This is a genomic window from Petropleomorpha daqingensis (genome assembly GCF_013408985.1).
In the GTDB taxonomy this organism is placed as follows: domain Bacteria; phylum Actinomycetota; class Actinomycetes; order Mycobacteriales; family Geodermatophilaceae; genus Petropleomorpha; species Petropleomorpha daqingensis.
The window spans coordinates 1,553,668-1,574,215 of sequence record NZ_JACBZT010000001.1 but is presented as its reverse complement, the minus strand read 5'-3'; the positions used below and the strand labels follow the sequence as shown (position 1 = coordinate 1,574,215).

22 protein-coding genes are annotated in these 20,548 nt (G+C 74.1%); 15 read left to right on the top strand and 7 right to left on the bottom strand.

What is annotated here, in order from left to right; genetic code table 11:
- Positions 1-155 precede the first annotated feature (155 nt).
- The 3 genes from GGQ55_RS07860 to GGQ55_RS07850 all read left to right on the top strand — a co-directional run bounded on the left by GGQ55_RS07860 (position 156) and on the right by GGQ55_RS07850 (position 3,178).
- The gene (locus GGQ55_RS07860) at positions 156-1,406 is read left to right on the top strand and encodes an MFS transporter (RefSeq protein WP_179715885.1); all 1,251 of its coding nucleotides are present in this window, start codon (positions 156-158) and stop codon (positions 1,404-1,406) included.
- Positions 1,407-1,416: 10 nt separating this feature from the next.
- A complete protein-coding gene (locus tag GGQ55_RS07855; RefSeq protein WP_366488973.1) occupies positions 1,417-2,277 on the top strand; it encodes a tryptophan 2,3-dioxygenase in 861 nt (286 codons plus the stop codon).
- Between the two features lie 61 nt (positions 2,278-2,338).
- Positions 2,339-3,178: an aldo/keto reductase gene (locus GGQ55_RS07850; RefSeq protein WP_179715884.1), complete on the top strand. Its 840-nt coding sequence runs from the start codon at positions 2,339-2,341 to the stop codon at positions 3,176-3,178.
- Positions 3,179-3,226: 48 nt separating this feature from the next.
- Here the strand turns inward: GGQ55_RS07850 and GGQ55_RS07845 are convergent, their stop codons facing one another.
- Entirely contained in the window at positions 3,227-4,036 is an 810-nt protein-coding gene (locus GGQ55_RS07845) for a DUF3097 domain-containing protein (protein WP_179715883.1), read from the bottom strand.
- A gap of 290 nt (positions 4,037-4,326) precedes the next feature.
- On the opposite strand from GGQ55_RS07845, the gene GGQ55_RS07840 reads away from it, so the two are divergent.
- From GGQ55_RS07840 to GGQ55_RS07805, 8 genes are all read left to right on the top strand, one after another.
- Positions 4,327-5,112: a DUF2382 domain-containing protein gene (locus GGQ55_RS07840; RefSeq protein ID WP_179715882.1), complete on the top strand. Its 786-nt coding sequence runs from the start codon at positions 4,327-4,329 to the stop codon at positions 5,110-5,112.
- An 86-nt stretch (positions 5,113-5,198) separates the two neighbouring features.
- Positions 5,199-6,113: an AAA family ATPase gene (locus GGQ55_RS07835; RefSeq protein WP_366488971.1), complete on the top strand. Its 915-nt coding sequence runs from the start codon at positions 5,199-5,201 to the stop codon at positions 6,111-6,113.
- A complete protein-coding gene (locus tag GGQ55_RS07830) occupies positions 6,103-7,224 on the top strand; it encodes a vWA domain-containing protein (RefSeq protein ID WP_179715880.1) in 1,122 nt (373 codons plus the stop codon). The genes GGQ55_RS07835 and GGQ55_RS07830 overlap by 11 nt, the downstream gene beginning before the upstream one ends.
- 62 nt (positions 7,225-7,286) lie before the next feature.
- Positions 7,287-8,408: an XdhC family protein gene (locus tag GGQ55_RS07825; protein WP_179715879.1), complete on the top strand. Its 1,122-nt coding sequence runs from the start codon at positions 7,287-7,289 to the stop codon at positions 8,406-8,408.
- Between the two features lie 86 nt (positions 8,409-8,494).
- Positions 8,495-8,761 carry a helix-turn-helix domain-containing protein gene (locus tag GGQ55_RS07820; protein WP_179715878.1) on the top strand — a complete coding sequence of 89 codons (267 nt, stop codon included), beginning with the start codon at positions 8,495-8,497 and terminating at the stop codon, positions 8,759-8,761.
- The gene (locus tag GGQ55_RS07815; RefSeq protein WP_179715877.1) at positions 8,758-9,420 is read left to right on the top strand and encodes an ATP-dependent Clp protease proteolytic subunit; all 663 of its coding nucleotides are present in this window, start codon (positions 8,758-8,760) and stop codon (positions 9,418-9,420) included. Before GGQ55_RS07820 ends, GGQ55_RS07815 begins: the two co-directional genes overlap by 4 nt.
- A 24-nt stretch (positions 9,421-9,444) precedes the next feature.
- Positions 9,445-10,149: a response regulator transcription factor gene (locus GGQ55_RS07810; RefSeq protein WP_218859206.1), complete on the top strand. Its 705-nt coding sequence runs from the start codon at positions 9,445-9,447 to the stop codon at positions 10,147-10,149.
- Positions 10,150-10,152: 3 nt separating this feature from the next.
- Positions 10,153-11,082, top strand: coding sequence for a sensor histidine kinase (locus GGQ55_RS07805; protein WP_218859205.1), 930 nt, complete (start codon positions 10,153-10,155; stop codon positions 11,080-11,082).
- 2 nt (positions 11,083-11,084) lie between these two features.
- On the opposite strand, the gene GGQ55_RS07800 is transcribed toward GGQ55_RS07805, so the two are convergent.
- Both GGQ55_RS07800 and GGQ55_RS27640 read right to left on the bottom strand, forming a co-directional pair.
- The gene (locus GGQ55_RS07800; RefSeq protein ID WP_179715876.1) at positions 11,085-11,618 is read right to left on the bottom strand and encodes a DUF4232 domain-containing protein; all 534 of its coding nucleotides are present in this window, start codon (positions 11,616-11,618) and stop codon (positions 11,085-11,087) included.
- A gap of 107 nt (positions 11,619-11,725) precedes the next feature.
- Complete coding sequence (locus GGQ55_RS27640) at positions 11,726-12,391, bottom strand: DUF4232 domain-containing protein (RefSeq protein WP_179715875.1); 666 nt, start codon at positions 12,389-12,391, stop codon at positions 11,726-11,728.
- Positions 12,392-12,488: 97 nt separating this feature from the next.
- On the opposite strand from GGQ55_RS27640, the gene GGQ55_RS07790 reads away from it, so the two are divergent.
- Positions 12,489-13,052 (top strand): MOSC domain-containing protein, encoded by a 564-nt coding sequence (locus GGQ55_RS07790; RefSeq protein ID WP_179715874.1) that lies wholly within the window; start codon positions 12,489-12,491, stop codon positions 13,050-13,052.
- 60 nt (positions 13,053-13,112) lie between these two features.
- The gene (locus GGQ55_RS07785; protein WP_179715873.1) at positions 13,113-14,804 is read left to right on the top strand and encodes an AMP-binding protein; all 1,692 of its coding nucleotides are present in this window, start codon (positions 13,113-13,115) and stop codon (positions 14,802-14,804) included.
- Positions 14,805-14,808: 4 nt separating this feature from the next.
- On the opposite strand, the gene GGQ55_RS07780 is transcribed toward GGQ55_RS07785, so the two are convergent.
- Positions 14,809-15,480: a TetR/AcrR family transcriptional regulator gene (locus GGQ55_RS07780; protein WP_179715872.1), complete on the bottom strand. Its 672-nt coding sequence runs from the start codon at positions 15,478-15,480 to the stop codon at positions 14,809-14,811.
- Between the two features lie 81 nt (positions 15,481-15,561).
- On the opposite strand from GGQ55_RS07780, the gene GGQ55_RS07775 reads away from it, so the two are divergent.
- Complete coding sequence (locus tag GGQ55_RS07775) at positions 15,562-16,293, top strand: DUF4386 family protein (protein WP_218859204.1); 732 nt, start codon at positions 15,562-15,564, stop codon at positions 16,291-16,293.
- A gap of 24 nt (positions 16,294-16,317) precedes the next feature.
- The gene (locus GGQ55_RS07770) at positions 16,318-17,352 is read left to right on the top strand and encodes an aldo/keto reductase (protein ID WP_179715871.1); all 1,035 of its coding nucleotides are present in this window, start codon (positions 16,318-16,320) and stop codon (positions 17,350-17,352) included.
- Here GGQ55_RS07770 and GGQ55_RS07765 read toward each other — a convergent pair.
- The 3 genes from GGQ55_RS07765 to GGQ55_RS07755 form a co-directional block, all read right to left on the bottom strand.
- On the bottom strand, positions 17,349-18,287 hold the full coding sequence (locus GGQ55_RS07765; RefSeq protein WP_366488967.1) for a vWA domain-containing protein: 939 nt from the start codon (positions 18,285-18,287) through the stop codon (positions 17,349-17,351). The two genes, GGQ55_RS07770 and GGQ55_RS07765, sit on opposite strands and share 4 nt — an antisense overlap.
- Positions 18,288-18,355: 68 nt before the next feature.
- Positions 18,356-19,243 carry an AAA family ATPase gene (locus GGQ55_RS07760; RefSeq protein WP_366488966.1) on the bottom strand — a complete coding sequence of 296 codons (888 nt, stop codon included), beginning with the start codon at positions 19,241-19,243 and terminating at the stop codon, positions 18,356-18,358.
- Between the two features lie 64 nt (positions 19,244-19,307).
- The gene (locus GGQ55_RS07755; protein WP_366488964.1) at positions 19,308-20,438 is read right to left on the bottom strand and encodes an NDMA-dependent alcohol dehydrogenase; all 1,131 of its coding nucleotides are present in this window, start codon (positions 20,436-20,438) and stop codon (positions 19,308-19,310) included.
- Positions 20,439-20,548 lie beyond the last annotated feature (110 nt).

Sequence of the window (20,548 nt, the reverse complement as noted above, 5' to 3'; positions counted from 1 at the left end):
GACGCTGCACCGACGTTGCACCCGGAGGCTCCCCGGTCGTCGCCGAAAACCAGCGGCGGATCGTCGTCCGGCGTTGCTACCGTCGATGTCGCCACCCGAGAGACCGGCGGGGCAAACCCCGCACTCGCTTGTGGCCAGGAAGCGCGAGAACAGCCGTGTCCGCCCGCACCGTCTTTCGTCCCTACGCCTCGCTGTTCGCCGTCCCGGGCGCCCTGGCCTTCTCGCTGGTCGGCTGGCTGGCCCGGCTGCCGATCCCGATGATCGGCCTGGGCACCGTCCTGCTGGTGGCCGGCGAGACCGGCAGCTACGGCCTGGCCGGCGCGCTGTCCGGGGCGCTCGCCCTGTCCTTCTCGGTGGTCAGCCCCCAGTGGGCGCGGCTCACCGACCGGCGGGGGCAGAGCTCGGTGCTGCGCGTGCAGGTGAGCGCCTACCTGCTCTTCGGCGCGGCGTTCGCGGTCGCCGTGATCGTCGGCGGCCCGCACTGGCTGTGGTTCGCCCTGGCCGCGCTGACCGGCGCCACCTCGCCGAACATCGGGGCGCTGGTCCGCGCCCGGTGGGCGAACGCGCTCGACGGCGCCGGCCGGCAGACCGCCTTCGCGTACGAGGCCGTGGTCGACGAGGTGGTCTTCGTCGTCGGTCCCCCGCTCGTCACGCTGCTGGCCACGCTGATCTCCCCACCGGCCGGCTACCTCGCCGGGCTGGCCATCGGCGTGATCGGCGGCTTCTGGTTCGCCGGGCTGCGCGCCACCGAGCCGCCGATCCACGCGGCCGACCCCAGCGGGCCGTCCCGGCGCCGGGCGCTGCTCAGCCCGACCGTGCTCGTCGTGGTCATCGTCTACGTCGCCATGGGCACGGTCTTCGGCGCCATGGACGTCGTCGTCGTCGGGTTCGCCCAGGAGGCGGGCAGGGCGGCGATGGCCGGCGTCGCGCTCGCCGCCTTCGCGTTCGGCAGCCTGGTCGCCGGGCTCGTGTACGGCCTGGCCCGGCTGCCCGGGTCGCTGGCCGCGCGGTTCCTCGGGTGCGCCGTGCTCTTCGGGATCGCCGTCCAGCTGGTGCTGGTCGTGGGCTCGCTCGCCGTCCTCGTCCCCGTCGCGTTCGTCGCCGGGCTGTCCATCGCGCCCGCGCTCGTCTCCGGCACGTCGCTGGTCGAGGCGCGGGTGCCGCGGTCGGCGCTGACCGAGGCGCTCTCCTGGACGACGACCGGGCTCACGCTCGGGGTGACCGCGGGGTCCGCGCTGGCCGGGGCCGCGGTGGACGCCTGGGGTGCGGAGAGCGCCTTCGCCGTCCCGGCGCTGGCCGCGGGCGTGGCCGGCGTGCTGGCCCTGGTCGGTGCGCCGTTGCTGCTGCGGGCCCGATCGGTGGACCATCCCGCCGAGCCTCTTCCCGCCGCTTCCGGCGCTGGGTGATGCTGGCCCGGTGAGCACCCGGCGACTGCACGGCGCGGCAGCGCATCCCGACGAGGGCCCGGCGGAGCCGATCGTCGAGTTCGCCGAGGCGACGCCGTACGAGCAGTACGTCGGCGTCCGGCAGCTCCAGGCTCTGGTGCGGACGGTCACCGACCACCCCGCCGAGCCGTCGTTCCTCGTCGTCACCCAGGTCATGGAGCTCTGGTTCATCCTGCTGCGCCGCGAGTGGGAGCTCGCCCAGCGACGGCTGCGGGTCGACGACCTGGACGGCGCGATCGCGGCGATTCAGCGCTCGGTGCACCACCTGCGCTCGCTCAACGCCTCGTGGGGTTCGCTGCTGTGGCTCACGCCGAGCGAGTTCAACGGCTTCCGCGACCAGCTGGGCGAGGCCTCGGGCTTCCAGTCCTACGAGTACCGGCACGTGGAGTTCCTGCTCGGGCTCAAGGCGGAGTCCGTCGTCCGGCCGCACAAGGGCCTGCCGGCCGTGCACGCCGACCTGGAGAGGGCGCTGGCCGCGCCGTCCCTGGAGGACGACGTCCTTGCCTACCTGGCGCGACGCGGGCTGGCGGTGCCGGACGACGTCCTGACCCGCGACCGAACCGAGACGCACGACGCGCACCCCGCCGTCACCGAGCTGTGGGCGGAGATCTACCGCGACCCGCGGCCGGGCGACGAGCTGTTCGTGCTGGGCGAGGCGCTGACCGACGTCGCCGAGGAGTTCACCACCTGGCGGCAGCGGCACGTCACCGCGGTGCGCCGCTCGATGGGCGCCAAGCCCGGCACCGGTGGCTCGGCCGGGCTGGCCTGGTTGGAGCGCAGCGCCGCCCGCGTCGTCTTCCCGGACCTGTGGGCCGCCCGCACCGTGATCTGAGCGACCGGTTGAGCGCGCGGTCGACGGGTAGCCGACCGGCACCGGACGAAAGGAACTTCTCGTGGCATCCGTGCCCACCATCGCGCTCAACAACGGCGTCGAGATCCCCCAGCTGGGATTCGGCGTCTTCCAGATCAAGCCCGCCGACACCGTCGAGGCCACCGTCGCCGCGCTCGAGGTCGGCTACCGGCACATCGACACCGCCGAGATGTACGGCAACGAGAAGGAGGTCGGCGAGGCCATCCGCCGCTCCGGCGTCCCCCGCGAGGAGGTCTTCGTGACCTCCAAGCTGAACAACGGCTTCCACGCCCGCGAGGCCGCGCTCACGGCGTTCGACGGCACGCTCGAGGCCCTCGGCTTCGACTACCTCGACCTGTTCCTCGTGCACTGGCCGCTGCCGGGCATCGACGTCGACTACGTCGAGACGTGGAAGGCGATGGAGGAGATCTACGCCGGCGGGAAGTGCCGCGCGATCGGCGTCTCCAACTTCAAGCAGCACCACCTGAACCGGCTGTTCGACGAGACCGAGGTCCGGCCGGCCGCGAACCAGATCGAGATCCACCCCTACCTGGCGCAGGACGACCTGCGCGCCTTCGACGCCGAGCACCAGATCGTCACCGAGGCCTGGTCGCCGATCGCGCAGGGCAAGGTGCTCGACGACCCGGCCATCGTCGCGATCGCGGAGAACGTGGGGCGCACGCCGGCGCAGGTCGTGCTGCGCTGGCACGTCCAGCGCGGCGACGTCGTGTTCCCGAAGTCGGTGAACCGGGCGCGGATGGAGGAGAACTTCGCGCTGTTCGACTTCGAGCTCGCCGAGGGCGACATGGCCACGCTGACCGGGCTGGACCGCGGCGAGCGCACCGGCCCCGACCCGGACTCGTTCAACTACATCCCGAAGTGAGCCCGTGCGGAGGCTGAGGAGCGAGGTTTCCTCGCTCCTCAGCCTCCGTCAGTCGGTGGTCACGAAATCGATGAGCTCCTCGACCCGGCCGATGAGCGCCGGCTCGAGGTCGGTCCAGGTCTTCACCCGGGCGAGGATGCGCTGCGCCCAGACGTAGCCGGTGTCGTCCTCCCAGCCGAGCCGGCGGCAGACGCCCTCCTTCCAGGACTCGCCCTTCGGCACGGTCGGCCACTCGCGGATGCCGACCACCGACGGCTTGACCGCCTGCCAGATGTCGATGAACGGGTGGCCGACGACGAGCGCGTGCTGGCCGGTCACCTGCTCGGCGATGCGGGACTCCTTGGACCCGCGGACGAGGTGGTCGACGAGGACGCCGAGCCGCCGTCCCTGGCCGGGCCGGAAGTCGCGCACGATCGCGGGCAGGTCGTCGACGCCGTGCAGCGGCTCGACGACGACGCCCTCGATGCGCAGGTCGTGGCCCCAGACCTTCTCCACGAGCTCGGCGTCGTGCTTGCCCTCGACGTAGATCCGCCCCTCGCGGGCGACCCGCGCCTTGGCCCCGGCCACGTAGGTGGAGCCGGAGGCGCTGCGCGCCGGCCCCTTCGGCGCCTCGATCCGCGGCCGCACCAGCACGACCGGGCGGCCGTCGACCCAGAAGCCGGGGCCGAGCGGGTAGGCGCGGACGCGGCCGTTGCGGTCCTCGAGGTGGACGACGTCCTTCTCGCACCGGACGACGGCGCCGACGAAGCCGCTGCTGGGGTCCTCGACGACGAGGTCTCGCTCAGCGGCGATCTGCGGCACCTGCTTCTTCACGGTGCGGGGGTGGACCAGGTTGTCGTACGGCGAACGGGGAGGCACCCGACCATGCTGAGCAGAACCTGTCCGCCACGGGCGCAGACGCGCCGTGACACGCCCGGGGAGCATCCGCCCGCTCGAGTTCCTCAACCCGGGACGACGTGGTGTCAATCGAGTGGCGCGCGACCGTATGGCGCGTCCCACCTGCGGCGTCACCGCGCCCGACGGCGGAAACCTGCGGCGCCGCGACACCCCCGGGCGTGCCGTCCTCAAGGGACGAATTCGTTTCGCGTCCTCTGCCACGGTCACCCCTGTCGGCGACCAGATCGAACGAGCCAAGACGGGAGCCCACCATGATCGGCACCGAGACCATCGACCGCGTGATCGGCAAGGACGTCTACGACGCCTCCGGCGAGAAGATCGGCTCCGCCTCCGAGGTGTACCTCGACGACGAGAGCGGCCGGCCGGAGTGGGTGACGGTGCGGACCGGCCTGTTCGGCACCAAGGAGTCCTTCGTCCCGATCCGGGACGCCGACCTCACCGACGACGGCGTGCGGGTACCGGTGAGCAAGGACCGGGTGAAGGACGCACCGAAGATCGACGCCGACGGCCACCTCTCGCCCGAGGAGGAGCAGGAGCTCTACCGCTACTACGGCAACGTCAGCGATGGCTACGCAGGCACCGACACTGCGGGTATGCAGACGGCGCGCACGGACGCCGCTGGCACGGTCGGCCACGACACCTCGGGTCCGACCACGGACCACGCCATGACGCGTTCGGAGGAGCGGCTCGAGGTCGGCACCCGCTCGGAGGAGATCGGCCGGGCGCGGCTGCGCAAGTACGTCGTCACCGAGAACGCCACCGAGACCGTCCCGGTCGCCCGCGAGGAGATCCGCGTCGAGCGCGAGCCGATCACCGACGCCAACGTCGGCGCCGCGATGGACGGCCCGGCGATCAGCGAGGAGGAGCACGAGGTCACGCTCCGCGCCGAGCGGCCCGTGGTGGAGAAGGAGGCCGTCCCGGTCGAGCGGGTACGCCTGGACAAGGAGACGGTGACCGACACCGAGACGGTGTCCGCCGACCTCCGCAAGGAGCAGATCGAGGTGGACGGCGCCGCGGATCGCGACCGCGGTCGCTGACCCCGCAGGCCCACCGACGACGGTGGCCGGCCGAGGACCAGACTCGGCCGGCCACCGTTTCCACGTGCAGTGGGATGCTCGGTGGCGTGACCGACCCCACCCCGCCGGTGCAGGACCTGCCCTCGGACCTGTCCAGCCCGGAGAAGCTCGCCGCGGCGCTGGAAGCGACCGGCTACCTGCCCGACGAGGGGCTGGCCACCGCGGCCTACCTGGCGCTGGTCATGCACCGCCCGCTGTTCCTCGAGGGCGAGGCCGGCGTCGGCAAGACCGCGCTGGCGCACGCGCTGGCCGAGGTCACCGGCCGGCCGATCTACCGGCTGCAGTGCTACGAGGGTCTGGAGGCCAGCCAGGCGCTCTACGACTGGGACTTCGGCCGGCAGCTGCTGCACCTGCGCGCGGCCGAGGCGGCGCACGTCAACGACAACCCGGACGCGCTCGAGGCCTCCCTGTACGACCGCCGGTTCCTGCTGGCCCGGCCGCTGCTGCAGGCCCTGGAGGACTCGCCGTCCGTGCTGCTGGTCGACGAGGTCGACCGCGCCGACGACGAGTTCGAGGCGTTCCTGCTCGAGGTGCTGTCGGACTTCACCATCTCGATCCCCGAGCTCGGCACGGTCCGGGCGGTCACCCCGCCGCTGGTGATCCTCACGTCCAACCGGACCCGTGAGGTGCACGACGCCCTCAAGCGCCGCTGCCTCTACCACTGGCTGCAGCACCCGGACTTCGACCGCGAGGTGGCGATCCTGCGCCGGCGGCTGCCCGAGGTCACCGAGCAGCTGGCTCGCGAGGTCGCGCGGGCGACGGCGAAGCTGCGCACGCTGGACCTGCTCAAGCCGCCGGGGATCGCCGAGGCGATGGACTGGGCGACCGCGCTGCACACGCTCGGCGCCCGCGACCTCGACCCCGACGTCGCCGCCCGCACGCTCGGCGCGGTGCTGAAGTACCGCGAGGACACCGAGCGCGTGCAGATGCAGGTGCGGGGGGCGCTCTTCGGTGGCGGCTGACGTCGTGGCGCGCGATGTCGTCGACACCGTGCTGGGCTTCGCGCGCACGCTGCGCGCGGCGGGTGTGGCCGCCTCCCCGGACCGCGTCGAGGCGATGCTGGCCGCCGTCGGCTCGCTCGACGTCCTGGACGCCCGGGACGTCTACTGGGCCGGCCGGCTGACGCTGTGCTCCGGCCCCGACGACCTCGACCGCTACGACGCCGCGTTCACGGCCTACTTCGCCGGCGAGCGGCCGCGGCCGACCCGCACCGCGCCACCGGAGCAGCAGATCGTCTCGGCGATGGCCCCCCTGACCGAGGGCTCGGGCGAGGGCGACCAGTCCTCCGACGCCCAGGAGCTCGCCGTGCAGGCCAGCGCCGCGGAGGTCCTCCGCCACCGCGACGTCTCCGAGCTGACCGTCGCCGAGCGCGAGCACCTGCGGCGGCTGTTCGCCCTGCTCCAGCCGGCCTCGCCGATGCGCCCGGCGCGGCGTCGTCGTCCCAGCCCGGTCGGCTCGGTCCACCCTGCCCGCACCGTCCGCCGCGCGCTCCGCGACGGCGGTGAGGTCACCCGCCTGCTGCACCGCCGGGCCGCGCCGCGCCCGCGCCGCGTCGTCCTGCTGGTCGACGTCTCCGGGTCGATGAGCCCGTACGCCGACGCGCTGCTGCGCTTCGCGCACGCGGCGGTGCGCGCCCGGCCGTCGTCCACCGAGGTGTTCACGATCGGCACCCGGCTGACCCGGGTCACCCGCGAGATGCGGCTGCGCGACCCCGACAAGGCGCTGGCCGCCAGCGGCTCGGCGATCCCGGACTGGTCCGGTGGCACGCGCCTGGGCGAGGTGCTCAAGGCGTTCCTGGACCGGTGGGGTCAGCGCGGCATGGCCCGCGGCGCGGTGGTCGTCGTCTGCAGCGACGGCTGGGAGCGGGGCGGCACGGAGCTGCTCGGTGAGCAGATGGCCCGGCTGCGGCGGCTCGCGCACGCGGTCGTCTGGGTCAACCCGCACAAGGGCCGGGAGGGCTACGAGCCGCTCACCGGCGGGATGCAGGCCGCCCTGCCCTCGGTCGACCACTTCGTCTCGGGGCACAGCCTCGCGGCGTTCGAGGAGCTGACGGGAGTGATCGAGCGTGCGTAGGACGTTGTGGAGTGCCACGGGCGCGTTTTCCGCGCCGTGGCACTCCGAGATGAGGAGTCGGAATGCGTGACGTGCTCGACGACCTGGTCGGCTGGTGGCAGGCGGGACAGACCGTGGGGATGGGCACCGTCGTCGCCACGTGGCGTTCGGCGCCGCGCCCGGCCGGCGCCTCGATGCTGGTCGGCCCCGACGGGACAGCGGTGGGCAGCGTCTCCGGTGGCTGCGTCGAGGGCGCGGTCTACGAGGAGGCCAAGGACGCCGTCGAGACCGGCGAGGCGACGCTGCAGCGCTACGGCGTGAGCGACGACGACGCCTTCGCCGTCGGGCTGACCTGCGGCGGGATCCTCGACGTTTTCGTCGAGTCGGTCTCCCGCGAGTCGTTCCCCGAGCTGGGGGAGATCAAGGACTCCGTCGACCGGCACGAGCCGGTCGCCGTCGTCACCTGCGTGAAGGGTCCCGACGACCGGCTGGGACGGCGGATGGTGCTCTGGCCCGACCGCACGTCGGGCTCGTTCGGCCTGCAGCGCATGGACGACGCCGTGGCCGCCGACGCCCGCGGCATGCTCGCCGCCGGCCGCACCGGGATGCTGCACTTCGGCCACGACGGCGAGCGCCGCGGTGACGACCTCGAGCTGTTCGTGAACTCCTTCGCGCCGCCGGCGCGGATGGTGGTCTTCGGCGCGATCGACTTCGCCGCCGCGGTGGCACGGGTCGGCTCGTTCCTCGGCTACCGGGTGACCGTCTGCGACGCCCGCCCGGTGTTCGCGACGCCCAAGCGCTTCCCGGACGCCGACGAGGTGATCGTCGAGTGGCCGCACCGCTACCTGCAGGGCGAGGTCGACGCCGGCCGGATCGACGAGCGCACCGTCCTCTGCGTGCTCACCCACGACCCGAAGTTCGACGTCCCGCTGCTGGAGGTCGCGCTGCGGCTGCCGGTCGCCTACGTCGGCGCGATGGGGTCGCGGCGCACGCACGAGGAGCGGCTGGCGCGGCTGCAGGAGGCGGGCCTGTCGAAGGAGGAGATCGCCCGGCTGTCCTCGCCGATCGGCCTCGACCTGGGCGCCCGGACGCCGGAGGAGACGGCCGTCTCGATCGCCGCGGAGATCATCGCCGGCCGGTGGGGCGGGTCCGGCGAGCGGCTGTCCGGCATCGAGGGCCCCATCCACGCCACCGCCGAGCGCTGACCCCCGTGGTTTCGCGCGCTTAACCGCGCGCGGTCAAGCGCGCGAAACCGTGGCGGCCATACCGGATGAGGTATACCGTTTCCGGTATGGCTCCGTCGCGTCGCAGTCGCTTCCCGGGTCTGGATGGCCCAGGGGAGCGCCGCCGCGAGCTGATCGAGGAGCTGGCCCGGCTCCGCCGCGAGAGCGAGCTCAGCCAGACCGAGATCGCCGCGCGCATGGGGACGTCGCAGTCGGCCGTCGCCCGCCTCGAGAGCGGCGAGCTGGACGCCCGGCTGTCCACGGTGGAGCGCTACGCGGCCGCTCTCGGCCGCACCGTCGACTGGCAGGTCCGCACCAGCGAGGAGTCGCCATGACCCGAGCCACCTGGCCGCCCGTTCCCCCGGGACCGCCGCCGCCCCCGTTCCCGCCCCAGCCGCCGCAGTACCCGCCGCCCTCGCCGTGGCGGGTCGAACCGCGGCCCGGAGTGCCATCGGGGCCGTCGGTGTCCGTCGTCGTGGGCGCCGACAACTGGCTGGCCGAGCGGCTGCTCGAGCAGCGGGTGGTCGCGCTGTCCGGCGCGCTCGACGCGGACGACGTCAACCGCGCGGTCGCCGAGCTGGCGCTGCTCGACTCGTCCGGCGACGAGCCCGTCCAGCTGCGCCTGTCCGGCGTGAGCGCCGACCTCGACGGGGCACTCACCCTCGTCGACGCCCTCGACCTCATGGGGGCGCCCGTCCACGCCACCGTCCTCGGCACGCTGACCGGGGCGGCGGTCGCCGTCCTGGCCGTCGCCGACCGGCGGACGGCCGGCGCGCACGCCGTCGTGCACCTGACCGAGCCGCGCAGCCCGCGCCGCGGGCTCGGCCGGGACGTCGAGGCGCTCGCCGCCGAGCACGCCCGGCAGCTGCGCCGGCTGCAGGAGAGGCTGGCCGCGGCGACCGGGCGGGACGTCGAGCAGATCGCGGCCGACATGCGCACCGGGCGGCTGCTGTCGACCGAGGAGGCCCAGGAGTACGGGCTCGTAGACCGCTGAGCAGGGCGTCGCCAGAATCTGCCCGTGACGACGATCCTCCTGGTGGACGACGAGGCGGCGATCACCGACAACCTCGCACCGTTCCTCAAGCGCGCCGGGTTCTCGGTCGTCGTCGCCGCCACCGGCGAGGAGGCGCTCGCCCGGCTGCCGGCGGTCAGCCCCGATCTCGTGGTGCTCGACGTCCTGCTGCCCGGCATGGACGGCCGCGAGGTGCTGCGCCGGGTCCGGCACGAGCGGCGGCAGGTGCCGATCATCCTGCTCACCCAGGTCGGCGAGTCCGGCGAGCGGACGATGGCCCTGGAGGAGGGCGCGGACGACTACCTCAACAAGCCGTTCGACCCGTACGAGCTGGTCGCCCGCATCCGCGCGGTGCTGCGCCGCGGCGGGCGCAACGACCCTTCGCTGCGCGGTGCCCAGCGGCTGCGCAGCGGCGACGTCGTCCTGGACCGGGCGTCCCAGCGGGTGTTCAAGGCCGACCGCGAGGTGGCGCTGACCCCGCGGGCCACGGTGCTGCTCGGCTACCTGATGAGCCATCCCGACGAGGTGCTCACGCGCGAGCGGCTGCTCGAGGCGGTCTGGGGGTGGTCGTACCAGAGCAGCACCCGCTCGGTGGACACCCGCATCGCCGAGCTGCGGCGGGCGCTGGAGCACGATTCCGGCTCACCGGAGCTGATCACCACGGTGCCGGGCCTCGGCTACCGCTTCTCCGCCCGGGTCGAGAGCGTCTGAGCCGTGCGCCTCACCCGGTGGCTCCTCGCCCTGCTCCCCCTCGCCGTCGGCATGGGGCTCTGGGTGGCGGCCCGTGCCGGCGCGTACGCGAACGACCGGCTGCTGGTCAGCGCCAGCGCGTACCGCGGCGACTGGCTGCTCGCCATCGGCGCCGTCCTCAGCCTGCTGGCCTGTGCCGGGCTCGCGATCGCCGGCCGCCGCGACGCACACGCCCGGCGGGAGCTGCGGGAGCAGGCCGACGCCTATGCCCGGGATAGAAGGCTGCTGCTCTCCCGCCTCGACCACGAGCTGAAGAACCCGCTGACCGCCATGCGCGCCGCGGTGGCGAACGTCGCGGCCGCCGGGCCGGACGCCGACCGGGCCGCTGCGGTCCGCAGCATCGAGGAGCAGGTCCTGCGCCTGTCCCGCCTCACGGCCGACCTGCGCAAGATCGCCGACGTCGAGAGCGGGTCGCTGGACCGCCGTCCGGTCGACGTCACCGCGCTGCTCGAGGAGGCGGTGGACGTCGCCCGCGAGCAGCCCGGCGCCGACGGGCTGGAGATCAGCCTCGACCTGCCGCGCGCGCCCTGGCCGCTGCCCAAGGTGTCCGGCGACGCCGAGCTGCTGTCGCTCGTGGTCGGCAACCTGCTGGACAACGCGGTCAAGTTCACGCCGGCCGGCGGCCGGGTCGAGGTGCGGGCCCGGGAGGCCGGCGGCGACGTCGTCGTCGAGGTCGCCGACACCGGCTCCGGGATCGAGCCCGCCGACGAGGCCCACATCTGGGAGGAGCTGTACCGCAGCCCCCGCGCGCGCACGGTCCCGGGCAGCGGGCTGGGGCTGGCGCTGGTCCGCACCGTGGTGGAGCGCCACGGGGGCACGGCGACGGCGGAGAGCCGGGTGGGCCGCGGCACGGTGGTCCGCGTCCGGCTCCCCGCCGGGGCCGGCGAGGGCTGAGCTCAGAACGCCGCGGAGCCCGCGACGTAGGCGTTCTGCTGGATCAGCCCGTGCTGGCAGACCGGGCCGAACGACCACGACCGCAGCAGCGCCGACGTCTGGTCCGGAGGCGTGACGACGACGCCGGTCGCCGTCGGCTCGCAGGCCGCGCCGTTCTCGTCGGCGGCCGGGATCGCCGCCCAGTGCAGCAGCGAGCGGGCGGAGGCGCCGGGGGCGAGGGTCACGGTGTGCGGGGCCGGGGAGGAGACCCGGCGCAGGTCGGTGGGCACGCCCTGGCCGGGCGCGCCGAGCAGGGCCAGCCCGCCGTAGCCGGTCACCGAGCAGGTGCGTCCGCCGGCGTTGGTGAGGACGACGGTGGCGTACCGCTGGCCGGCGCCCGGGGAACCGGGCAGCAGCTTCGCGCTCAGCTCGGCGGTGCTGCACTCCGGCGTGGTGCTGCTGGCCCCGGCCGGTGCGGCTGCCGCGGTGATCAGGCCGAGGCCCAGCACCGCGGCGCCGACCAGCCCGATCGCCCGCAGTCTGGTTCGCAGGTTCATCGTTGCCTCCCTCGAGTCGTGGTGAGCTCGACGCTAGGAAGGCGGTGTGGCGCCGTGATGCCGTTGATGTCCAGGGTTCGACACCGCGTGTGCCGGTTTCGGCACAGCTACCCGGCGGCGTAGGGCTGCTGGTCGATGGTGCCGGCCTCGCAGACCGGGCCCTGCGTCCACGGGATGGAGAGCGGCGCGGTCTCGTCGGGCGGGATGACCTGCAGCGCGCCGGGCGTGGGCTGGCAGTCCCCGCTGGTCGAGTCGCCGGTGCCCGGGACGGCGGCCCAGTGCAGCTGCGAGCTCGCCGAGCCGCCGGGCCTCAGCGTCACCGTGGTGGGCGAGGGGGAGACGCGGTTCTGGTGGGTGGGCAGCGCCGCGCCGGAGGCGTTCACCAGACCGATCCCGCCGTACCCCTTGATCGTGCAGGAGCGGCCGCTGGTGTTGCGCAGCACCACCGTGGCGTAGCGCTGCCCGGCGCCGGGGCTGCCCGGCTGCAGGCTGCCGGCCAGGTCGGCGGTGTGGCAGCGGCCGGTGGTCCCGCTGCCGGAGGTCGTCGACCCGGCAGGCGACCCGCTGGACGAGCCGCCGGACGAGGAGCCGCCGGCCGACGAGCCGCTGGTCACCGGCGCGGCCGAGGACGACGTCGCAGCGCTGCTGCTCGTCGTCGTCCTGCTGGAGGACGAGCTCGAGCCGCTGCCGGCGTCGGTGACCGAGCCCTGGAAGGAGCAACCGGCGACGGCGACCAGCGCCAGAGCCGGCAGGAACAGCCTGGAGAGCCTCACCGCTCCCACGCTAGAGATCTCGTGTGACCGTGGACCGGTTGTCGCGTTCCGATTCCGGGACGTCGTGCGACGGATCCGACACAGGGAAGAGGGCTGGATGCGGTACCGGTACGACGTCGAGATCGTCGGGCTGCTCGCCTCGCCGGAGCACCGCTACGACGGCCGCCCGGGGAACCTCGTCCCGCCCCAGGACGACGACCGCCGCACCGAGCTGACCGTGCGCGGCGGGGTCGGCATCGTCGGGGACCGCTACTCCGGCCGGCCCGCGCACCGCGACGCCCAGGTCACGGTGCTGGGCGTCGAGGGGATCGAGTCGCTCGCCGCCGAGCTGGGGCTGCCGGTCCCGGACCCGCTGCTCGCCCGCCGCAACGTCGTCCTGCGCGGGGCGGAGGTGGAGGCGCTGCGCGGCGAGGAGTTCTCGCTGGACTGCGGCCAGGGGGAGGTGCAGCTCCGCGGCGGCCGGCCGGCCAACCCGTGCGCCTGGCTGGACGTCGCGCTCGGCCCGGGGTTCCACCGCGGGTTGCGTGGCCGGGCCGGCATCCGGTGCGCGGCGCTGACGGACGGCGTCCTGCGGCTCGGCCCCGCCGTCCTGCGCTCCGCCGTCCCGCTCGACGCGACCCGGGCCGGCGAGGTCCACCGACTCCAGCCGACCCGCCGCTGACGTTGCACCGACGCTGCCCGGAGCTGGCCTTCGGAGCCGCCGGGTAGTAGGGACGACAGCATGTCTGCGACCGACGTCTACCGCGCCGCCCGCGACCAGCTGCTGGCCCTGCACGGCGACCACGCCAAGGCCGTCGCCGAGTTCCGCTGGCCGGAGTTCGACGGGCCGTTCAACTGGGCGATCGACTGGTTCGACGCCTACGCCCGCGGCAACGGCGGCACCGCCCTCCACATCGTCGAGGAGGACGGCCGCTCGGCCCGCTACAGCTTCGACACGATGGTCCGCCGCTCCGACCAGGTGGCGGCCTGGCTGCGGTCGCACGGCGTCGGCACGGGCGACCACGTCGTCCTCATGCTCGGCAACCAGGTCGAGCTGTGGGAGCTGATGCTCGCCGTGATCAAGCTGGGCGCGGTGATCATGCCGACGACGACGGCGCTCGGGCCGGCCGACCTGACCGACCGCATCGAGCGCGGCGGCGCGAAGCACGTGATCGTCAACGCCGGGGACGCGGGCAAGTTCGACGGCGTCCCCGGCGACTACACCCGGATCGCCGTGGGGGAGGCACCGTCGGGGTGGCTGGCGTACTCCGACTCGGAGACCGCCGACGACGCCCCGACCGCGCATCCGGGCACGCTGCCCGGCGACCCGCTGCTGCTCTACTTCACCAGCGGGACGACGAGCCGGCCCAAGCTGGTCGAGCACACCCAGGTCAGCTACCCGGTCGGGCACCTGTCGACGATGTACTGGCTGGGCGTCCGGCCCGGCGACGTGCACCTGAACATCAGCTCGCCCGGCTGGGCCAAGCACGCGTGGAGCTGCTTCTTCGCGCCGTGGATCGCCGAGGCGACGATCTACCTCTACAACTACACGCGCTTCGATCCCGCAGCCCTGCTCGGCCGGATCCGCGAGGACGGCGTCACCACCTTCTGCGCGCCGCCCACGGTCTGGCGGATGCTCATCAAGGCCGACCTCTCGGGCGGCCCGGGCACGATCCGCGAGGCCGTCGCCGCCGGCGAGCCGCTCAACCCCGAGGTGATCGAGCAGGTCAGGGCCCAGTGGGGGCTCACCCTGCGCGACGGCTACGGCCAGACCGAGACGACGGCGTCGGTGGGCAACACCGCCGGCAGCGTCGTCAAGCCCGGCTCGATGGGCCGGCCGCTGCCCGGCGTCCCCGTCGTCCTGGTCGACCCCGTGACCGGGCAGCTCGCCGACGAGGGGGAGATCTGCCTCGACCTGTCGGCGTCCCCGCTCACCCTCATGACCGGCTACCAGGGCGACCCCGAGCGCAACGACGAGGCGATGGCCGGCGGCTGGTACCACACGGGCGACGTCGCGAACCGCGACGCCGAGGGCTACATCACCTACATCGGGCGCACCGACGACGTCTTCAAGGCCAGCGACTACAAGATCAGCCCGTTCGAGCTGGAGAGCGTGCTCATCGAGCACCCGGCGGTCACCGAGGCGGCCGTCGTCCCGGTCCCCGACCCGGTGCGCGCGGCGATCCCCAAGGCCTACATCGCGCTGGCGCCCGGGTACGAGCCCACGCGGGAGACGGCGTTCTCGATCCTCAAGCACGCGCGCGAGAACCTGGCCCCGTTCCTGCGGGTCCGCAAGATCGAGTTCTGGGAGCTGCCCAAGACGATCAGCGGCAAGATCCGCCGGGTCGAGCTGCGCGAGCGCGAGGAGCAGCTGGCCCCGCAGGGCAGCGACGGCGAGTACACCGACACCGACTTCCCCGAGCTGCGCGGCTGACCGGTCACAGCCCGTCCAGCAGCCGGTCCAGGCCCCAGCGGAACTGCGCATCGCCGTTGTAGGCGGCCACCACGTCGGCGGCCGCCGCGGTCCGCGGCAGCAGCGCGGGATCGGCGCCGCCCAGCGCCCGGCGGCGCTCGGCGGTCCGCGCGGCATCGTCGGGCCGGGCGGCCCCGGGCGGTAGCTCGGCCGCGTCCAGGGCCACCGTTCCGAGCACGTAGGTCTGCAGCAGGTAGGACGCCCGGGCGGTGTCGTCGGCGGGGAGTCCGCCGCGGGACAGCAGCTCCAGGAGGACCTCCCCGGCGACCAGTGCCCGCGGGCCGGCGAACCCGGCGTGCAGGAGCAGCGGGACGACGCCGGGGTGCGCGAGCAGCGTGGCGCGCAGGTCCGCGGCCAGCCGGACGACGGCCGAGCGCCAATCGGCGTCGCCGAGCGCCGCGTCCAGATCGAGGCGGCCGAGGAGGTCGTCGCCCAGCGCGGCGACCAGGTCGGCCTTGGTGCGGAAGTACGTGTAGAGCGCGTTGGGCGCGACACCCATCTCGGCGGCCACGCTGCGCACCGAGAGCGCCTCCGCGCCGCCGGCGTCCACGAGCCGGAGGGCCGCGTCGAGGATGGCCCGCTCGGTGAGGCCGCGACGCGGACCCGGGCGCGAACGCGGCGGAACGGATTCGGTCACGGAACTCCCTTGACGACATCTCTGTACGGCGTACAAACTACCGCCATCCAATCTTGTACACCGTACAGAGATGAGTCGGCCGTGACCCTCCCCACCCCTCGGACCACCGGCACGCTGTTGATCGGCGCCGCCGTCCTCGCCAACGCCGCCTTCGTCGGGCTGAGCTCGGTGTTCGGCTACCCCGACGTGCTGCAGCTGCCCGCCCAGGAGGCGCTGGCGCGGTTCGCCGAGCAGGCCCCGCTGGTCCCGGCGCTGTTCGTCGTCCTCGCGGCGGCCGCCGCCCTGCTGGCTCCGGTCGCGCTCGGGCTCTCGCGGTTGGGCGCGGGCCGGTGGCGGCGGGTCGTCCTCGCGGCCGGCGTCGGGGCCGCGCTGGTCCAGGTCGTCGGGTTGCTGCGGTGGCCGCTGCTGGTGCCCGGTCTCGCGGCGACCGCCACCGACCCGTCGGCCTCGGTGGCCGCGCGGGCGGCGGCGGGCGACCGGTTCGAGACGCTGGGCACCGTGCTCGGCCAGGTCGTGGGCGAGTCCGGCGGCTACCTGCTGACCGCGGTGTTCACCGTCGCGGTCGTGCTGGCGCTGCGCGAGCGCTTCCGGCTGTCGCGGCTGCAGGTCGTGCTCGGGCTGGGCTCGGTGCCGCTCGTGCTCGTCGGGCTCCTCGTGCCGCTGGGCGTCCCGGGCGCCGACGCGGCCAACTTCGCCGGGTACGTGGTCTGGACCGCGTGGTGCATCGTGCTCGGTGTGCGCCTGGTGCGGACCGGCGAGCCCGGCCGGCCCCTCGGCACCGAGGCGCCCGCCCTCTCCGAGCTGCACGCCTGACGCGGACGGGGAAGGCTGGACGACGTGGAGTACCGGACCCTCGGGCGCAGCGGCTGCGCCGTCTCGACCCTGACCCTCGGCACGATGACGTTCGGCAACGAGACCGACGAGGAGGGCTCGCACGCCCAGCTCGACCGGTTCCTCGAGGTCGGCGGCACGCTCGTCGACACCGCCGACGTCTACACCGCCGGTGCCAGCGAGGAGATCATCGGCCGCTGGCTGGCCAAGCAGCCGTCCGGCGTCCGGGAGCGCGTCGTCCTGGCCACCAAGGGGCGCTTCCCCATGGGCGAGGGGCCCAACGGGGTGGGGCTGTCCCGCCGGCACCTCGCCGACGCGCTCGAGGGCTCGCTGCGGCGCCTCGGCGTCGACACCGTCGACCTGTACCAGGTCCACGCGCACGACCCGTGGACGCCGATCGACGAGACGCTGCGCTTCCTCGACGACGCCGTCGGCGCGGGCAAGATCCACTACGTCGGGCTGTCCAACTTCACCGGCTGGCAGCTGCAGCGCGCCGTCGACGTCGCCGAGCACCGGGGCTGGTCGGTGCCGGTGACCCTGCAGCCGCAGTACAACCTGCTGGTCCGCGAGATCGAGTGGGAGATCGTGCCGGCCGCGCAGGCCAACGGCCTGGGGCTGCTGCCCTGGTCGCCGCTGGGCGGCGGCTGGCTCACCGGCAAGTACCGGCGCGACGAGGAGCCGACCGGCGCCACCCGGCTCGGGGACGACCCGAACCGCGGGATGGAGGCCTACGGGCGGCGCAGCACGGTCGAGCGCACCTGGGACGTCGTCGACGCGGTCCGCGGGGTCGCCGAGGCGCGCGGCTGCTCGATGCCGCAGGTCGCGCTGGCCTGGCTGGTCGACCGGCCGGCGGTCACCTCGGTGATCCTCGGGGCGCGCACGCTCGAGCAGCTCGAGGACAACCTCGGCGCCGCGGACCTGCACCTCAGCGACGAGGAGACCGCCCGGCTGGACGCCGCCAGCGACCCGGCACCCCCGGACTACCCCTACGGCGAGCTCGGCGTCGACCAGCGCAGCCGCAAGATCGGGGGCGGTCGCTAACCCAGCAGGTCCCGGACGGCGGCCGGCGCCTGCGACGGTCGGTGCAGCGGGGCGACCCGACCGCCCCCGGCCGAGGCCAGCGCGGCGCAGGAGGTCATCGCCTCCTCGTCGGCCGACAGCGCGAGGACGTGGAGGCGGGCCGGGACGCGGGCCAGCGAGGAGGCGGCGTCGACCGGATCGGGGCTCTCGGTGGCCAGGCCGTCGGAGAGCAGCAGCACCTGCCGGTCGGCGGCGCGGGAGCGGGCCACCTGCGCCGCGGCCGTGCGCAGCGCCAGCTCGAGGTCGGTGGTGCCGCCACCGCGCAGGTCGCAGAGCCGGTCGACGACGACGTCCACCCGCGGATCGGCCGACAGCGGCCGCAGGACGACGGCCTTCGACCAGAACGCGACCACGCCCAGCTCGTCACCCGGCCGCAGCCGCTGCACCAGCGCCGAGGCGGTCAGGACGGCGGCCGCCAGCTCGTCGCCGGCGACCGAGCCGGAGGCGTCGACCAGCAGCAGCATGGCCCGGCCGGTGGAGCGCCAGCCGCGGGTGTGCAGGTGGGCGGCGCGCCAGTGCGGTTCCGCGCCGCGGGCGGCGAGCGTGGCGTCGAGGTCGACGTCGGAGCCGGTGGGATCGCGGCGGGTGACCATCCGCGACACCCCGGGGCGGTCGGCGACGCCGGTCCGCGGGTTGCCGAGCGGGAGCCGGGCGGCCAGCGCCCGGGCCGCGGCGCGCAGCGCGGGGTCGAAGGCCCTGGCGGCGTCGGCGAGCACGCGCAGGGCGGCGTCCGGGTCGCGGGCGGCGAGCTCGGCGACGGCGGCGGCGTCGAGCTGGCCGGCCTCGGGGGAGACCGCGTCGAAGTCGGGGTTGCTGCGGGAGAGCTGGTCGCGGCTGGCGCGGCGGGCGGCCGAGTCGCGCAGCAGCTGCTCGACCTCGGCGGGGTCCTCCACCACGCGCGGGCGGCCGCTGGGCGGTGCGCTGCCCGCCTCCCCGGGGGACGGCGGCGCGTCGTCCCCCGGCGTCAGGCTTTTCCCGGCTCCTCACCGGCCCGGCGCCAGATGTCGGCGACGACGTCCTCGACCGGGCGCGTGACGCCGTCGGCGAGGGTGACCTTGCCGGTGAGCGCGGCCAGCGCGGCGTCCAGGCCGGTGTCGCCGTCCGTGCCGGTGCCGCGGACGACGGCGAGCTCGAGGGCGATGAGCACGGTGTCGATGGCGCCGCGGACCGAGGCGCCGATGCGCAGCTCGGGGGAGTCGCGGGTGATCCGCACGGCGCGCACGGCCTGCGTGACCAGCTCGGCCGGGCCCTCGGTGACCGCCGCGACGATGTCCAGCTCGGCGTGCTCGTCCTGGTAGCCCATGGCGACCCGGCAGGAGCGGTCGTAGAGGGCGGGGGTGACCCGCGCGGTGCCGACGGCGTCGAACGGGTTCATCGCCGCGACCAGCCGGAACGTCGGCCGCGCGGCGACCCGGCCGTAGCGGGGCACGTGCATCTCGCGCTCCGAGAGCACCCCGAGCAGGACGTTCATCGTCTCCTCGGGCACCCGGTTGAACTCCTCGACGTAGAGCAGCGCGCCCTCGGTCATCGCCCGGGTGAGCGGGCCGGGCACGAAGTTCTCCGGCCGGTAGTCCTCGGACAGCACGCGGGAGGCGTCGTGGTGGCCGACCAGCCGGGTCGGCGTCAGCTCGGCGTTGCCCTCGACGAGCACGAGCGGGACGCCCGCGCCGTCGGCCAGCGAGCGCAGCAGCGTCGTCTTTCCGGTGCCCGGGGGTCCCTCAAGGACGACGTTGCGGCCGGCCGAGAGCGCGGCGGCGACCACCTCGGCCTCGCGCAGCCGGGCGACGACCCGCTCGCGGGCGATCCGGACCATGCCTCCGACGTCCAGCCGCGACGCGGTCGTGCTCCCCACAGGACCTCCTGACGGCAGAAGTCGCGATTCCTGCCGGGCAGGAATCGCGACTTCTGCGATGGGCTCAGTCGTCGTAGATGATCACGCCGCGGATGTTCTTGCCCGCGTGCATGTCCTCGTAGCCCTGGTTGATCTCGTCGAGCTTGTACTTCTTGGTCACCAGCTCGTCGAGCTTGAGGTTGCCCTCCTGGTAGAGCCGCAGCATCCGCAGGATGTCGGCGTGCGGGTTCGAGTCGCCGAACAGCGCGCCCTTGATCTCCTTGGCGAACAGCGTCAGCTCGCCGATGGAGATCGGCAGGCCCACCTCGGTGATGTTGCCCAGGCCGGTGACGACGACGGTGCCCGCCTTGCGGATCGAGGAGAACGCCTGGGCCACGTGCTCGCCCTTGGTGACGCCGATGGTGACGATCGCCTTGTCCGCGCCCTGGCCGTTGGTGACGCTGCGGGCGAACTCGGCTGCCTCCTCGATGCTCTCGAACGCCTCGGTGGCGCCGAGCTCCATCGCCTTCTCCCGCTTGAACGGGACCGGGTCGACGGCGATGACGTGGCTGGCGCCGGCGTAGGCGGCGCCCTGGACGGCGTTGATGCCGATGCCGCCGACGCCCATGATGATCGCGGTCTCGCCGGGGGAGACCTTCGCGGCCTGGACCGAGGAGCCCCAGCCGGTGCCGACGCCGCAGCCGGTCAGGCAGGCGACCTCGAGCGGGATGTCCTTCGGGATGACGACGGCGGACTCGGCGTTGACGGTGGTCACGCCGGCGAAGGTGCCGAGGCCGCACATCTGGCCGACCGGCGTCCCGTCCGACGTGGTGAAGCGGAAGCTCTCCAGGTCGTCGAAGCGGGCGCCGACGAGCAGCCCGGCACCGAGGTCGCACAGGTAGGACATGCCGTTGGCGCACCAGCGGCACTTGCCGCAGGCGGGCAGGAAGGAGAAGACGACGTGGTCGCCCTCCTTGTAGCCCTTGGTGTTCGGGCCGACGGCGGTGACGACGCCGGCACCCTCGTGGCCGCCGGCCATCGGGTAGTGCGCGACCGGGATGTCACCGGTCGCCAGGTGGTCGTCGGAGTGGCACATGCCGGACGCGGCCAGCTTGACCTGGATCTCGCCCGGGCGGGGGTCGTCGGAGACGAGGTCGACGACCTCGAACTTGCCGGGAGCTTCGCGGATGATCGCGCCGCGGGTCTCTACGGGCACAGGGAACCTCCTCGTCGCCCTCGTCGAGGGCCCGTGTCTGGGCATGCGCGAGCGCGCAGGCTGCCCCGCACGTTATGGCCCCCGTCACATCGGGGGAAGAGTCGTGCAAC